The sequence below is a fragment of the Pseudomonas sp. genome (assembly GCF_030150285.1).
Taxonomy (GTDB): domain Bacteria; phylum Pseudomonadota; class Gammaproteobacteria; order Pseudomonadales; family Pseudomonadaceae; genus Aquipseudomonas.
The window spans coordinates 18,851-32,410 of sequence record NZ_JASLGE010000026.1; the positions used below are offsets into that span (position 1 = coordinate 18,851).

Below are 13,560 nucleotides of genomic sequence, written 5' to 3' on the forward strand. Positions count from 1 at the left end.
GGTAGATCCGGGACTCAGGCTTTACGATCGCTACGCAATCGGACGTAGCCTCGCACAGTTCGGCAACTGCTACGGCACACGCCGCACGCGCTGTTGATCTTGATCTACAAGCCCCTTTCGGCAGGCCGAACGTCGGGGCAAGGCCTTTTTGGTTCCTTTTGTGGCTGTTTGACAAAAGGGACTCGCTGTAAGAGCGAAACCGATAGCTCAGTTAAATGCTCGTAATGGATAGGTACCCGGTACACAAGTAGTCCGCCCCTCCTGCCAGATCCGGGATTCAGGGTTTACGATCGCTACGCAACCGATCGCAGCCTCGTTCCTGCGGCAACGGCTACTAAACACGAACTCAACCGCTGCCGCTAGCGGCGATCGATCGCAAAACCCCAACAACTACTGTGCGTGATGGCCTAACACCAGTAGAATCGCGCTCTTTTTTCCAGGGCGCGTGCCATGACCTCTCCCAAAACGCCAATTGAAGCCGAGTCCCAGAGCAGCGAGCTGATCTTTGGTCTCGAAGACCGTCCCAAGCCGTGGGTCGGCTTTTTGGCGGCGCTGCAACACTTGCTCGCGATTATCGTGCCCATCGTCACCCCTGGCCTGCTGATTTGTCAGGCGTTGGGCGTCTCCAGCCGTGATACCAACCTGATCGTGTCGATGTCGCTGGTGATTTCCGGGATCGCGACCTTCGTTCAGTGCAAACGCTTCGGCCCTTTCGGTGCCGGGTTGCTGATTGTGCAGGGCACCAGTTTCAACTTTGTCGGCCCGTTGATTGCTGGCGGGGCGCTGATGGTCAAACAAGGCACGCCGGTCGAGGGCGTGATGGCGGCGATTTTCGGCGTGGTGATTGCCGGGTCGTTTGTCGAAATGGGCATCTCGCGCGTGTTGCCGTTTGTGAAGCGCATGATCACGCCGCTCGTCACCGGCATCGTGGTGCTGATGATTGGCCTGACGCTGATTAAAGTCGGCCTGATCAGCATGGGCGGCGGCTTCTCGGCCATGGCCAATGGCACTTTCGCCAACGGCGAAAACTTGATGCTGTCAGGTGTCGTACTGGCCATTATCGTGATCCTCAACCGTGTCCCGGTGGTGTGGATGCGCAGTTGCGCCATTGTCATTGCCTTGGCCGTGGGCTATGCGCTGGCGGGCTACCTGGGCCGTCTGGACTTCACTGGCATGCATCAGGCCGAACTGTTCCAGGTGCCGGTGCCGCTGCATTTTGGCCTGGGCTTTTCGTGGGCACTGTTTATTCCAATGTTGGTGATTTACCTGGTGACATCCCTCGAAGCCATTGGCGATGTGACCGCCACCAGTAAAGTCTCACGCCAACCCGTTGAAGGCCCCGTGTGGATGGAACGGATCAAGGGCGGTGTGTTGGTCAACGGAGCCAACTCGCTGCTGGCTGGCGTGTTCAACACCTTCCCCAGCTCGATCTTCGCGCAAAACAACGGTGTGATTCAGTTGACCGGTATTGCCAGCCGTCATATCGGCGTGTGGATCGCCGCCATGCTGGTGTTACTGGGGCTGTTCCCCAGTGTGGCCGGTGCGATTCAGGCAGTGCCTGAGCCGGTGCTGGGCGGTGCCGCAATGGTCATGTTCGGTGCCGTTGCCGCCTCGGGCATCAATATTCTCGCCAGCACCCACCTGGACCGCCGCGCGCTGTTGATTATTGCCGTGTCGCTGGCGCTGGGCCTGGGCGTTTCGCAAGTGCCGGAGTTCCTGGCGCACATGCCCGCCGCATTGCGGGACGTGTTGGAATCAGGCGTGGCCACCGGCGGTATCTGTGCCCTGGTGCTGAACTGGTTCCTGCCCGAGACCGAAAAAAAGCCCGCGTTGTAACTGGATAAAACTGGCAGGGTGCTTCAATGCGCCCTGCCCGCTTTTTGCAAAAAATCCCACACTGGTGGGATTTTTTATGCCCACGACATTTCAGTTTTTCGGCGCTTGAAATACTCTTTTCTTGTACTGCTGACATTGTCAGGTGACCCGACATGAGCACTTACGGCACACGCCTCAAACAGGAACGCTTGCGCCTTCATCTCACCCAGCAGTCTGTGGCCAGCGCTGCAGGCATCAGCCGCCCTGCGCAAAGCGCCTATGAACGGGACATTCGCCTGCCCCGTGCCGATTATTTGGCGGCTATCAGCGTGCTGGGCATGGATGTAGCGTTCATTTTGAGCGGCCGCCCATCGCACGGGCGAACCGGTAACGGCGCACTCATAGAGCAGTGACGGTTTGCCTGTCGTAATCAGTAACGTCTACCCTGTACGCATCACCCCTTCACCACAGGACAACGGCGTGACCGAGCCCGGCCCCAACCATCAAAAAGCACTCGACCTCTTCCTCAGCGAACGCCCTGAGTTGGTGACCACACTGGCGCACCTCAACCCGCTGCAAGCCCAGGTGCAGGGCCTGACCATGAAGGCGTACCGCCAGGAACAGCTGAACGAGGCTTTTGAAGCCGAGGCCGAACGCCTGGGCCTTTTTGCCTGGGAGCTGACCTTGCAACTGACCAGCGCGACCCCGCAGGCCTACGAGGCGCAACGCCTTGAGGTGCACCGCGAAGTGGCGCAAATGGCAGGCCTGAGCTGGGCCGATTACTGTGAGATGTACGGCATTGAGGACTGCCCGTCGCCGGAGTGAGCCGGCGGCGGTGGCCCATCCTGCGCCGGGCGCCAGATTTGTGTGCAGACCTTTTCCAGTAGCGCCTTGTTGTGGCTGAACACAATCAGCCCCAACTCACGGCGCTTGACCTCTTCGAGCATCACTTGCCACACCTGCGCCTGCGTATGGGGGTCCAGTTGCGCCGTCACTTCATCGGCAATCAGGTAACGCGTGCGCGGATCCAATGCCCGCAACAAAGCGATACGTGCCAACTCCCCGCCCGACAATTCGGTAGGCCGGCGAGTCAGCCACACCGGGTTAACGGCCAGCCGCTCCAGCCAGGCAGCATCCGGCGACCAGGCATCGCGCAGGCTTTGCCCGGTGGTGCGATACGGGTTGAAGGTGTGCTCCGGGTGTTGCGGCACCAGTTGGATCGGGCAATAGCCCGTGCTGGCCACAGGCTTGCCCCCCACCGTGATGGTGCCCGATGTCGCGGTTTGCCATTGGGCAAGCACCCGGCCCAGCGTGGTTTTGCCATACCCGCTGGGAGCACAGATGCCTTGGCGTTCGCCAGACCTGACCTGAAACGACACCGCGTCCCACAGCCGATGGCCGTTTTGCACAATGGTCAACTGCTGAACATCAAGCATGGGCCGGGCTCTGTGGGTGCGACAGCGTTGAGGGGAAAAACTGTTGTTCGGGCAAAGCCGCCCATAACGACTGCAACCACGGGCTACCGCCCTGATTGCGCAGTGTTTGAGCGCTCACGGTTTCGTGCAACTGGCCCTGGTGCAACAACGCAATGCGGTCAGCAAAACGTGCGGCCAAGGCCAGGTCGTGGGTCACCCACAAAATGCCGCGCCCCTGCTGGCAAAACCCCTTGAGGCTCGTCAGCAATTGGCAGGCGTGCTCGTCGTCCAGCCAGGACGTGATTTCATCCGCCAGAATGTAACGGGCCTCGCTCAACGCCGCACCACTGGCCAGTACCCGCTTGGCCATGCCGCCGGACAATCGCCGTGGAAACTCATCGACCAGCCCGGGCAACAGGTTATAGCGCTGGAGTTGCTCGGCCACCTCAGCCATGCCCAGTTGTACCCCGCTCAACTGCGCAGCGCGCAGCAACTGCGGGCCGACTTTGATCAGCGGGTTCAGCGCGCTGACGCCCTGGGGCACATAGCACAGGCTCTTGCCCCGCTGAGCGACTTTGTCCGTATCGCTTAGCCGCTGACCGTCGAGCCAGATATCACCGTGGCAACGCATGTTATCGGGCAACAGGCCCAGCGCACTTTGTAGCAACAAGCTTTTGCCCTCGCCGCTGGACCCGACCAGCGCCAGCAGTTCGCCGGGACGAACCTCAAGGGAAATATCACTGAGTAACGGGTGCCAGGTTTTTTGGCCCAGCCAATGGTAGTGCGCAATATCGATGGCAAACCGGTCGAATGTCAGCATCAGGTCATCCTTATCCAAAGCTGCTGTAGCGCTCGTGCAAATTGGTCAAATACCAGCACCAGACTGACCAGGATCAACCCCGGGAAAACCGCCAGCCACCAGGCTCCACTGCTTAAGTAACGCAGCGCATCGGCCAGCAGCAAACCCAGTGACGGGTCGTGCGGTGCAAGGCCAAAACCGAGAAAACTCAAGGCCGCCGAATGCAAGACAGCATGCGGAAACATCAACAACGTGCCGATGATCCACTGTGGCATCAGCAACGGTAGCAAATGATGACGCCAACGGTAGAAACTGCTGTTGCCCAACCGGTGCGACAGCATCACAAAGTCGGTTTCGCGAATACGCAGAATTTCGCCGCGCAACAGCAACGCCAGGCGCGGCCAATGGGTCAGCGCCACGGCCAGGATCACGCCTTCCTTACCGCCGCCCAAGGTGAAGCAGATCAACACCAGCAGTAACAGATGCGGCAACGCCAGCATGCTGTCGATCAGCCCGCGGATCAGGTAGTCAAGGGTTTTGCTGACCGAACACAGGCTAGCGGCCAGCATGGCCAGCAAGCCGCTGCTGAACGCTGCCGTCAGGCCGATTTGCAGGCTGGTGGTCATGCCTTGAAAACAGCGCAGCCACAAGTCGCGGCCCAGGCTGTCAGTGCCGAACCAATGCTCAACTGACGGAGGCTGGCGGCGTGCCAGCAAGTCCATCGCCGCGTCGACATTGATAATGGACACGCCATACGCCACCAACACCAGCAAGATCAACAGCGACAGGCACAGCCGCAACAACGGGCGATTGGGGTCGAAAGTCATGACGGGCGCGCCGCTCCACGGTTAAGGCGTAGCAACAACGCGTTGGCAATGCTGTTGCCGGAAAACACCAGCACCGCGCAAAACATCACAATCCCCATCAGCAGCGGAATATCACCGCGCAACCCCGCATCGATAGTGGCCTGGCCCAACCCAGGGTACGCAAACACCTTCTCGGCCAGCAACGAGCCACCGATCAACTCTCCCAACGACGCGAACTGCAAGCACACGGCAGGCGTCAGGGCATGCCGCACAATATGAAAATTGACCAGCGGCCAACCTTTATCGCCTTGGGCGCGGGCGTAGCGAATAAATTCACTGTTCATCACCTCGGCCACCCGCGAGCGGGTGTGCAAGGCGATATTGCCGACCCCCAGCAGGCCCAGCGCCAACATCGGCAGCACCAAATGCCGCACTTTCTCGCCCCACGTCGCGGTCTCGGCGTTGCTGCCGGGTGGCCAGGCGCAACAAATCGGGGCCCAGTTCAGAGTCACGGCAAACAGCGACAGCAGCAACAAGCCAATCCAGAACGTCGGCAATGAGGCCAACACATACGACAAGGTTGAAATAAACCGATCTGGCCAGCGATTAAGGTAACGCCCCGCCGTGAGGCCCATTGCCAAGCCGACGATGCCGGAAAACAGCCACGCTGACAGCAGCAGCGCAAACGAGGTGGCAAAACGCTCACCAATCACCTGAGACACCGGCGCGTTATAGAGCATCGAGTAGCCCATGTCGCCCTGCAGCATCTGGCTGAACCAGTGTAAAAAGCGCTCCCACAACGGCAGGTCCAACCCCCAGCGCGCCGCGATCAACGGGTATTGCTCGGGGGGAACGTGCAACAGATCGTTGCCGATGTAGGCCCGAATCGGGTCCACCGGCGAAAAGCTGAGCAACACAAAGGTGCCCGCCGCCGTAACCAGCAGCAGGGCCATCAGGCGCGCGATTGCACTCGCCAGCGCCCCCAGGGCCCTGACGGGGTTGCTGAACCTGCGGTGCGACCGGCTGTTGTCCTTCATAGCGCCCTGCTCATCCTGAAACCTCACGAATACTCCGACATTGCGCCTCGCTGAACCGGCCCATAACGTCCTGCTACACAGTCCTGACCACGCTTGCATCGATAGAGGAACCATTAGGCCCCTTTAGCCAACCCAACCTTGGCAAGGATTATTCCCACTTGCCCTGACAACCTACATCGACTGATCCAAAAGGGACCCACCATGAAGATACCCTCACTTGATACCCCCATTGCGACTCGATCCCAGGCACCTGAACCCGCCAAACCTCACTCATCACTCTCTGAAACCCTAAAAAAAGTCATTGGCAGCGAAATTCAATCCCATTTCCCCCAGTCGCTTCACCCCGAAGAGCGCACGGCGCTGGCCGAGACCCTGCTTAAAGCCATCAGCGCAGAGATCTACTCACACCTCCCAACCGCAATGTCGATGTTTGGCAATAAAGGCAACCCACAGAGCCGGGGCCCAAGCCACGAGCTGCACAGAGAGTCCAGCCAGGAGAAGGCCAAAGGCGCAGGCATGGCAGTAGCCGGTGCGGCTATGCAGGGCATAGGCCAAAGAATCGGGAATGCGGGCGGGCTGGGAGCAAAACTGTTCGGTGCCAGCTTGAGCTTCGCCGGCAAAGTGGCTGAAGAGCATGGCAAAGACACACTGATCAATGCACGCGGCGAAGCTGGCCGTGACGGCCCCAACGCCTTCGCAGGTTTCTACAGAGGCTTGGGCACGCCTCAACCGCCCAAATAACGAACCCGCACTCGTCATATACCCCCCTGGAAGTGGCAACACTGCGGGCATGTTAGCTACACATGGACGTTAATGAGCGTGCGACGGCATGTTACTGGCATGTCCACTTCCAGCCATCAAGGCTATTGAGCAGCGACCAGGACCCATGAATCTCAGGAGCCCCCTGACCTAGGTCGACGCACTCATTGGCCAGGTACGTGTGTTGTATGTTCAGCAGCCAGGCCCAGGCCGCATCGCCCTTCACGCCTGCGCCTGTCTTGCCATCCCACTCCACCTGCTGCCAGAACGGTACGGCTTGCTGCCAGGTCGGCGCGTCCAGGGCCTTCTGCAAATGCTGATCGACCACCGGGTTTTTGTAGTACCCCGGGTTGTAGTACTCCACACCCGCCGCCTTGCTGCTGTAGTGGTGGTACAGCTCCATCGGATCGAGGCTGCCCCAGCCGAACAGCGTCGGGTTGGCGTGCATGTTGCGTTCAATGGTTTCCCAACTGCCGGACTTCAAATCCACATCAATGCCAATCGGCTTGAGCATAGACCGCACGGCCTGGGCCAGATCCCGACGGGTGACATCACCGCTGGCATACCAGAGGGTGAACCTGGCCGGCTGGCCATTTTTCTCACGCACACCGTTGGGTGTTTCGACCCAGCCGGCCTCCTCGAGTATTTGCTTGGCCTTGGCACTGTCGCCATCTTTGAACGCCGCGTCGGGGTTATCCCACGCCAACCCCTGAACGCCGGTATAGGCAGGGATCGCGTGGCCTTCAAGAATTTGGTCGGCCAATAACTGACGATCGATGGCGTAGTTGATCGCCTTGCGGATGGCCACATCGGCTGTCACATCGTTGCCAATGGGGTAGCCGTTGGCATCTTTCTGGCCAGACAGTGTGGTGGGCAGCACGATGCCACGGTTCTCGACGCTGGGGCGAACCCACAGCTTCATGCCCGCAGCGGGCGTCACCGCCAGCGAAGGGGCAATGCGCACAATGCCCAGTTGTTTGCTCTGAGCGGCAGCAAAGGCACTGTCTTCGTCGAGGAACACAAACACCAGTTTTTCGAAATCGTTTTTCTGCCCCGCGTAGAACGGGTTGGCCTCAACAATCAATTGCTGGCCCGGCTGATAACTGACCAACCGGTATGGCCCGGCACCAATCGGCTTTTGCGCGTAGGTTTTGGCGTCGTATTTATCGGCTGACACAATCCCCAGCGACCCCAGCACATTGACGAACGTGCTTTGCGGGGCCTTAAGCTGAATACGAACCGTCAGCGGGTCCACGGCCTCGGCCTTGAGGAAGTTGCCCATATCGACCTTGCCGCCGCTGGCCGCCGCATTGTTGTAGGTGTACGCCACATCGTTCGCCGTAAGCGGCGAACCGTCGGAAAACTTCAAATCGGGTTTGAGCTTCAGCGTCCAGGTTTTGCCGTCATCGCTGGGTTGATAATCGCTGAGCAAAAAACTGCTCCAGGACAAATCCTCGTTCTGTTTCAACAGCGGGCTGTGCAGCAGCAGGTAACTGCCGTGGCTCCAGCCCAGCATGGGGTCAAAGCCTTCGGTGGGTTCATCGCCAATAGCCAGGTGCAGTGTGCGCGCGGGAGAAGACAACGCCGGAGCGGCCAGCACACTGAGCAACGCAGCAGCGACCAAGGTGTTACGCATCCCTGTAAGTGTAAGCATTTATCCTCCTGAAAATGGCAGCGCGGCCGCGTATGCAAAAAGGTGGGCTGTAAAAATTTGATCCAAGAGTAATAGCACTCTGGCTTCAAAGTGCCAGTTATCCTGCTGATTTTCAGAGCTTTTCTACCACAACCCGTTTCATCATGTAACAACTCAAGCACAAGACCAGCGCTTTGCGGCACTCGAATGACACCCTGTGCTATACCCATCAGTACGCCTATTCTTTCGCGGTAAACAGACTTAACTGACAGAGGTTCACATGTTCAAAGGATTAGCGGGTTCCCTGAAAGACCGAAACGCCCACGCGACCAACACCCTGCCGTCCAACAACATCGAACGGTTCGACTGCTACGCGGGCCTTGTATTGGGCAGCCTGTACCGCAACTTCCCCCTGCCCCTGACCGTCACCGCCGAACACTACATCGACTACCCGACCGGTCGCGCCAACGACCGGCAAGCCCTGGAAAAAGAAGAAAACCTGTTTCTGGCCACCCTCAAGTGGCTGGCCGACGTGGGCTACATCCACTTTGACGGCATGTCTGGCGTGTCATTTTATGAAGTTGTACTCACCAGCAATGGCCTGCTCATCCTGCGCGCCCTGCCAGAAGGCGCAGACACCGCGAGCACCCTGGGCGAAAAACTGGCCCTGTGCGTCAAAGACGAACACGCCGCAGACTTAAGCGCCCTGGTGACCGAAGCCCTGAGCCTGGGCAGCCGGACACTCAGCCCAATGACGCGCTCGGGGATTTAAGCCAGGCGCAATGCTCGGCATGCCATTGCAACGATCCGATACTCGCCATGGCCGAAGGTGATAGCGGAGCAGGCAATGACAGCCCTTCATAGCGGGCATAATCCGATTGACTCAGCTCAGGTGCTATCCGCACCTGGCGGGTCTTTGGGTCAATTGCAATCAAATACAAATCGAACAAGGTGTGCAGGTCCGCACGTAGCAGCAAGCCATTAGACACCGCATGCGTCTGCTCGCCCCTGTACGGGTGAATATGCGCGGCCTCCAGCACTTCGACTTGCTGGCAACCTGTGATCGCACAGGTGTTGTTGTAGGCCTTCAACAGCTTATTGCGAAACGCGCCCTGCCCCCGACGGCGCACAATACTGGCCACCACCCGCTTGCGAGCGTCCACGACGTTTTCGGGGTCAAAGGCCTGTTCGTATTCCGCTTCTTTTGCAGCGGCTTCAAGCTCATGAGCCACACCCTGATTGCCCGGCAACCCGATCAACTCAATCAGCGTGGGCTTAATGCCGTTACCAATATTGTGTTGTGGTTTGAGACCAGGCAGCCACTTCAGTCCGAACTCCTTGTAAATGGCTGAAATATTCTGCATTCGCCGCTCAAAAGCCCCTTCCTTACGCCCAAAACGAAGGGCGAGGTCACGATAGACCTGGGCTTTAACAAACGGTTGCTGCAACGCGTGCATCGCCAGCATTTTTTGATAGGCGTCTACCGATGCCTTCAGTTCTTCCCTGCTCCAGCCGCCAGACATCATCCCCTCCTTATGGATTTACGCACTCGCGCAAAGTAGGGGAATTTACCTTAGAACGTAAGACTCAAGTAAACACCGTAGGAAACTTCAGCTCGTTTAGCCCTCTACCCAAATCGCTCCATCACCCCTTTCACTTTCACCAATGCCGCGCGCAGGGTGGTGATGTCGACCGAGCCCAGGGCCAGGCGGATAGCGTGGGGGACGTGGGCTGAGGTGGCGAAGGGTTGGGCGGTGGAGACGCTGATGTTTTCGCGCATTAAGGCCACGACCAAGGCGTCGGCACGGGTGTCTTCGGGCAAGGGTAGCCAGCGAAAGTAGGACGATGGGTGGTGCACGCTGGGTAATCCGCTCAGCAGTTGGCCCGCAATGAGTTGCCGCGCGTGTGCGTCTTGGCGTTTTTGCGCTTCAAGCCGGGTGACGGTGCCGTCGTCGAGCCAGCCACAGGCCAGGGCGGTCATGACGGCCGGGGTGTTCCAGGCGGTAAGACGGATGATGCGTTCAAGGGCTGCCATGCGCGCCGCCGGGGCGGCGAGGAAGCCCACGCGCAAGCCCGCCGCCACGCTTTTGGACAGCCCTGAGACGTAGACCGTGCGCTCGGGGGCCAGTTCGCAAAGCGGCGGCGGCGGGTTGTCGACCAGAAAGGCGTAGGCCGCGTCTTCAATCAGTTGCACGTCGTACTGGCGCGCAATCGCGATCAGGCGCTGGCGCTGGTCGAGGCTCATCACCCAGCCCAGCGGGTTGTGCAGCGTGGGCATGCTGTAGAGGCCGCGGACAGTGCGGTTGCGGCACAGGGCCTCAAGGGCGTCGAGGTCTGGGCCGGTGGCGGTGCAGGCAACGGGTTGCACGTCCAGGTGCAGGGACTGCGCCAGTGCTTTGAATCCTGGATAGGTCAGCGCATCGACCGCAATCACATCGCCAGGCTGAAACAAGGCCATCAGGGTGACGGTCAAGCCGTGTTGTGCGCCATTGACGATCAGCACGCGGTCGCCGGGTACGCTCAGGCCACGCGTGGCCAGGTGCCGGGCTACGCTGGCGCGTTCCTGCACGCGCCCGCCATGGGGTTGGTAGCGCAGCAACGATTCCAGGTCACCGGACAACGCTAATTGGCGCAAGGCCGTGCGCAATAATTCGGCCTGGCCCGGCACATTGGGGTAGTTGTAGTTGAGGTCCACCATGCCCGCCGTCACGTCAGGCTGGTCGATGCCATGGCCGGGCGGCAGTGACGTTTCGCGCACGAACGTGCCCCGGCCCGTCTCTCCGCTCACCAGGCCCATGGCCTCCAGTTCGGCATAGACGCGGCTGGCCGTGACCAGGGCCAGCCCTTCACGGGCGGCCAATTGCCGGTGTGTGGGCAAGCGCGTGCCGGGCGGCAAGCGGCCCGAGCGGATATCGACGGCAAAAGCATCCACCAGGGTTTTGTAACGGGAGCGCGGCATCGTGGCTTGTATCCATGACAATATTTTGATTGTCATCCATCTTCGGTCATAGGATGTAACACATGCAACCCTGCCCTCGGGCAGTACCGCGTAAGGGCAGCCCTGAACGGCGGCCTGGCCGCTGGGCTGCCCTCTACCTTGAGCGTGAAATACGATGCAACGGACCTCTGCCCTGCACCCTTCGATGACAGGCAACACCCTGAGCGGCTGGATCAACGGCTTTATCGGCGTGCTTATTTTCAGCGCTTCAATGCCCGCTACACGGGTGGCGGTGCAGGCATTCGACCCGGTTTTTCTGACGGCTGCCCGCGCCACGATTGCCGGTGCACTGGCGTTGAGTTTGCTGGCGGTGTTCAAGGCTGCGCGGCCGACACGTCATCAGGTGTTCTCGTTGCTGATCGTGGCTCTGGGTGTGGTGGTGGGCTTTCCGTTGCTGACGGCGTTGGCCCTGCAGCATGTGACCAGCGCACATTCCATTGTATTTCTCGGCCTGTTGCCGCTGTCCACAGCACTGTTTGCCGTGTTACGTGGCGGGGAACGGCCTCGACCGGCGTTCTGGGTTTTCTCGGTGCTGGGCAGCGCACTGGTGGTGACGTATGCGCTCTCTCAGGGCCTGACAGCGGCTCCCGCAGGCGACCTGCTGATGTTTATGGCCATTATTGTTTGCGGACTCGGCTATGCCGAAGGGGCCACGCTGTCCCGAACACTGGGGGGCTGGCAGGTGATTTGCTGGGCGCTGGTGGTGTCGTTGCCGTGCATGGCGATCCTGGCCGTACTCTTGGCCCCCGCCACTTTCGAGGGTATCGGTACACCCGCGTGGCTGGGCCTGGGGTATATCTCGGTGTTCAGCATGCTGATCGGGTTCTTTTTCTGGTATCGCGGCCTGGCGCTGGGGGGGATTGCAGCGGTGGGGCAACTGCAATTGCTCCAACCGCTATTCGGTCTGCTGCTGGCCGCCACGCTGCTGCACGAGACCGTGAGCCTGGGCATGTTCGGTGCAACCGGCGGGGTGATTCTGTGCGTGCTGGCCGCCAAGAAGTTTGCCAAATAAGCACCGGCCGCCACCGCCAAACAAAGCGCACCCGGCAAGACAGACCAAGGTGCGCGGGTTAACCCGAATGACCCGCAAACACGCGATCAGACAAACGCATCGGCGTAGAAATGGTCGGCCACCAGGCCCCGCTGCTCGACATAGTCGCGCCGGGCCGAGTCGACCACAATGGGCGCGCCGCAGGCATACACTTCGTAGTCGCTGAGGCTCTGGAAGTCGCGGCTGACTTGGGCATGCACAAAACCCGTCGCGCCCTGCCAGTCGCACGCTTCACCGGGCTCTGACAGCACCGGCGTGTAACGCAACCACGGCAGCTCGGCTTCCCAGGCCAACAAAGTATCGTGGTGGTAGAGGTCTTCACGGCGACGGCCGCCCCAATAGAGGTACACCGGGCGACGGTTGTTCGGGTGTTCGCGCAGTTGCTCCAGCAATGCCTGGATCGGCGCGAAGCCGGTGCCGCTGGCCAAAAAGATCATCGGCCGGTCGCTGTCACGCAGGAAAAACGAACCATACGGCCCTTCCAGGCGCAGCATGGCCTTGGGCTTGAGGCCCTCGAACACATGGCTGCTGAACACCCCGCCCGGCATGTGACGGATGTGCAGTTCCAGTTGATTGTCGCGCGCCACCCGCGTGGCCATCGAGTAGCTACGGCGGGTGCCGTCCTTGAGCTGCACTTGCACGTATTGGCCGGGGTAGTAGGCAAAGGTCGACCCCGGCGGCAGCGCCAGGCGCACAATGGCCACGTCGTGGCTGACCTTGTCGATCGCCATCACCCGCGCCGCCGTTTGCTGAATGCTGATGCCCCGCAGTTCGGTGACTTCCGGCGCGTCGATCACCAGATCGGACGTCGCGCGGGCGCAGCAAAACAGCGCCAGCCCTTGCTCACGCTCTTCGGCGGTCAACACCGCCAGCGGGCTGTCGTGATGATCGACTTCACCGCTGATGACGCGGCCCTTGCACGAGCCGCACGTGCCTTCACGGCAACTGTGCTTGAGCATCAGGCCATCGGCCAGCGCACCGTCGAGAATGCTGGTGTCGGTGCCCAGCGAATACGCCAGGCCGACGGGTTGTATCTGAACCTGAAAGGCCATAAGCCGCTCCTTGAATAGGGGTCGCACTGCCGAGGGGCTGAATCAGCGCTTGAGCAGATCCAATGCCACGTCCACGATCATGTCTTCCTGGCCGCCGACCATCCGGCGCTTGCCCAGTTCGACCAGAATGTCGAGGGTTTTGAGGCCGTACTTGGCCGCCGCGACTTCGGCGTGGCGCAGGAAGCTCGAGTACAC

At 60.2% G+C, this 13,560-nt stretch carries 14 protein-coding genes and 1 pseudogene; 6 read left to right on the forward strand and 9 right to left on the reverse strand.

Annotation, left to right across the window (positions count from 1 at the left end):
- Window positions 1-450: 450 nt before the first annotated feature.
- The 3 genes from Q1W15_RS04840 (at window position 451) to Q1W15_RS04850 (ending at window position 2,640) form a co-directional block, all read left to right on the forward strand.
- A complete protein-coding gene (locus Q1W15_RS04840; protein WP_300724588.1) occupies window positions 451-1,836 on the forward strand; it encodes a nucleobase:cation symporter-2 family protein in 1,386 nt (461 codons plus the stop codon).
- A gap of 152 nt (window positions 1,837-1,988) precedes the next feature.
- Window positions 1,989-2,228: a helix-turn-helix transcriptional regulator gene (locus Q1W15_RS04845; RefSeq protein ID WP_300724590.1), complete on the forward strand. Its 240-nt coding sequence runs from the start codon at window positions 1,989-1,991 to the stop codon at window positions 2,226-2,228.
- Window positions 2,229-2,295: 67 nt separating this feature from the next.
- Window positions 2,296-2,640, forward strand: coding sequence for a DUF6388 family protein (locus tag Q1W15_RS04850; protein ID WP_300724616.1), 345 nt, complete (start codon window positions 2,296-2,298; stop codon window positions 2,638-2,640).
- Here Q1W15_RS04850 and Q1W15_RS04855 read toward each other — a convergent pair.
- The 4 genes from Q1W15_RS04855 to Q1W15_RS04870 are packed head-to-tail and all read right to left on the reverse strand — an operon-like array spanning window position 2,595 to window position 5,872.
- Complete coding sequence (locus Q1W15_RS04855; protein WP_300724592.1) at window positions 2,595-3,251, reverse strand: ATP-binding cassette domain-containing protein; 657 nt, start codon at window positions 3,249-3,251, stop codon at window positions 2,595-2,597. The two genes, Q1W15_RS04850 and Q1W15_RS04855, sit on opposite strands and share 46 nt — an antisense overlap.
- A complete protein-coding gene (locus Q1W15_RS04860) occupies window positions 3,244-4,050 on the reverse strand; it encodes an ATP-binding cassette domain-containing protein (RefSeq protein ID WP_300724594.1) in 807 nt (268 codons plus the stop codon). Before Q1W15_RS04860 ends, Q1W15_RS04855 begins: the two co-directional genes overlap by 8 nt.
- A complete protein-coding gene (locus Q1W15_RS04865) occupies window positions 4,050-4,856 on the reverse strand; it encodes an ABC transporter permease (protein ID WP_300724596.1) in 807 nt (268 codons plus the stop codon). The genes Q1W15_RS04860 and Q1W15_RS04865 overlap by 1 nt, the downstream gene beginning before the upstream one ends.
- A complete protein-coding gene (locus Q1W15_RS04870) occupies window positions 4,853-5,872 on the reverse strand; it encodes an ABC transporter permease (protein WP_300724598.1) in 1,020 nt (339 codons plus the stop codon). The genes Q1W15_RS04865 and Q1W15_RS04870 overlap by 4 nt, the downstream gene beginning before the upstream one ends.
- Before the next feature lie 201 nt (window positions 5,873-6,073).
- Between Q1W15_RS04870 and Q1W15_RS04875 the strand changes: the two genes are divergently transcribed.
- The gene (locus Q1W15_RS04875) at window positions 6,074-6,613 is read left to right on the forward strand and encodes a hypothetical protein (RefSeq protein ID WP_300724601.1); all 540 of its coding nucleotides are present in this window, start codon (window positions 6,074-6,076) and stop codon (window positions 6,611-6,613) included.
- Between the two features lie 91 nt (window positions 6,614-6,704).
- Here the strand turns inward: Q1W15_RS04875 and Q1W15_RS04880 are convergent, their stop codons facing one another.
- Window positions 6,705-8,285, reverse strand: a complete 1,581-nt coding sequence (locus Q1W15_RS04880) for an ABC transporter substrate-binding protein (protein ID WP_300724603.1) — start codon at window positions 8,283-8,285, stop codon at window positions 6,705-6,707.
- Window positions 8,286-8,544: 259 nt separating this feature from the next.
- Here Q1W15_RS04880 and Q1W15_RS04885 point away from each other — a divergent pair, with 259 nt between their 5' ends.
- On the forward strand, window positions 8,545-9,036 hold the full coding sequence (locus Q1W15_RS04885) for a hypothetical protein (RefSeq protein ID WP_300724605.1): 492 nt from the start codon (window positions 8,545-8,547) through the stop codon (window positions 9,034-9,036).
- Here Q1W15_RS04885 and Q1W15_RS04890 read toward each other — a convergent pair.
- A complete protein-coding gene (locus Q1W15_RS04890; RefSeq protein WP_300724607.1) occupies window positions 9,008-9,787 on the reverse strand; it encodes an HNH endonuclease signature motif containing protein in 780 nt (259 codons plus the stop codon). The genes Q1W15_RS04885 and Q1W15_RS04890 overlap by 29 nt on opposite strands.
- 104 nt (window positions 9,788-9,891) lie before the next feature.
- A complete protein-coding gene (locus Q1W15_RS04895) occupies window positions 9,892-11,223 on the reverse strand; it encodes a PLP-dependent aminotransferase family protein (protein ID WP_300724609.1) in 1,332 nt (443 codons plus the stop codon).
- Window positions 11,224-11,377: 154 nt separating this feature from the next.
- Here Q1W15_RS04895 and Q1W15_RS04900 point away from each other — a divergent pair, with 154 nt between their 5' ends.
- Window positions 11,378-12,274 (forward strand): DMT family transporter, encoded by an 897-nt coding sequence (locus tag Q1W15_RS04900; protein ID WP_300724611.1) that lies wholly within the window; start codon window positions 11,378-11,380, stop codon window positions 12,272-12,274.
- A gap of 86 nt (window positions 12,275-12,360) precedes the next feature.
- On the opposite strand, the gene Q1W15_RS04905 is transcribed toward Q1W15_RS04900, so the two are convergent.
- The gene (locus Q1W15_RS04905) at window positions 12,361-13,365 is read right to left on the reverse strand and encodes a CDP-6-deoxy-delta-3,4-glucoseen reductase (RefSeq protein ID WP_300724613.1); all 1,005 of its coding nucleotides are present in this window, start codon (window positions 13,363-13,365) and stop codon (window positions 12,361-12,363) included.
- A 42-nt stretch (window positions 13,366-13,407) separates the two neighbouring features.
- A pseudogene (locus Q1W15_RS04910) lies at window positions 13,408-13,560 on the reverse strand (4-hydroxy-2-oxovalerate aldolase); the annotation flags it as partial.

Coding starts and splice junctions, on each gene's coding strand:
- Q1W15_RS04855 (WP_300724592.1), bottom strand. CDS start 3,251: ATGCTTGATGTTCAGCAGTTGACCATTGTGCAAAACGGCCATCGGCTG.
- Q1W15_RS04870 (WP_300724598.1), bottom strand. CDS start 5,872: ATGAAGGACAACAGCCGGTCGCACCGCAGGTTCAGCAACCCCGTCAGG.
- Q1W15_RS04880 (WP_300724603.1), bottom strand. CDS start 8,285: ATGCTTACACTTACAGGGATGCGTAACACCTTGGTCGCTGCTGCGTTG.
- Q1W15_RS04865 (WP_300724596.1), bottom strand. CDS start 4,856: ATGACTTTCGACCCCAATCGCCCGTTGTTGCGGCTGTGCCTGTCGCTG.
- Q1W15_RS04845 (WP_300724590.1), top strand. CDS start 1,989: ATGAGCACTTACGGCACACGCCTCAAACAGGAACGCTTGCGCCTTCAT.
- Q1W15_RS04860 (WP_300724594.1), bottom strand. CDS start 4,050: ATGCTGACATTCGACCGGTTTGCCATCGATATTGCGCACTACCATTGG.
- Q1W15_RS04900 (WP_300724611.1), top strand. CDS start 11,378: ATGCAACGGACCTCTGCCCTGCACCCTTCGATGACAGGCAACACCCTG.
- Q1W15_RS04905 (WP_300724613.1), bottom strand. CDS start 13,365: ATGGCCTTTCAGGTTCAGATACAACCCGTCGGCCTGGCGTATTCGCTG.
- Q1W15_RS04885 (WP_300724605.1), top strand. CDS start 8,545: ATGTTCAAAGGATTAGCGGGTTCCCTGAAAGACCGAAACGCCCACGCG.
- Q1W15_RS04895 (WP_300724609.1), bottom strand. CDS start 11,223: ATGCCGCGCTCCCGTTACAAAACCCTGGTGGATGCTTTTGCCGTCGAT.
- Q1W15_RS04875 (WP_300724601.1), top strand. CDS start 6,074: ATGAAGATACCCTCACTTGATACCCCCATTGCGACTCGATCCCAGGCA.
- Q1W15_RS04840 (WP_300724588.1), top strand. CDS start 451: ATGACCTCTCCCAAAACGCCAATTGAAGCCGAGTCCCAGAGCAGCGAG.
- Q1W15_RS04890 (WP_300724607.1), bottom strand. CDS start 9,787: ATGTCTGGCGGCTGGAGCAGGGAAGAACTGAAGGCATCGGTAGACGCC.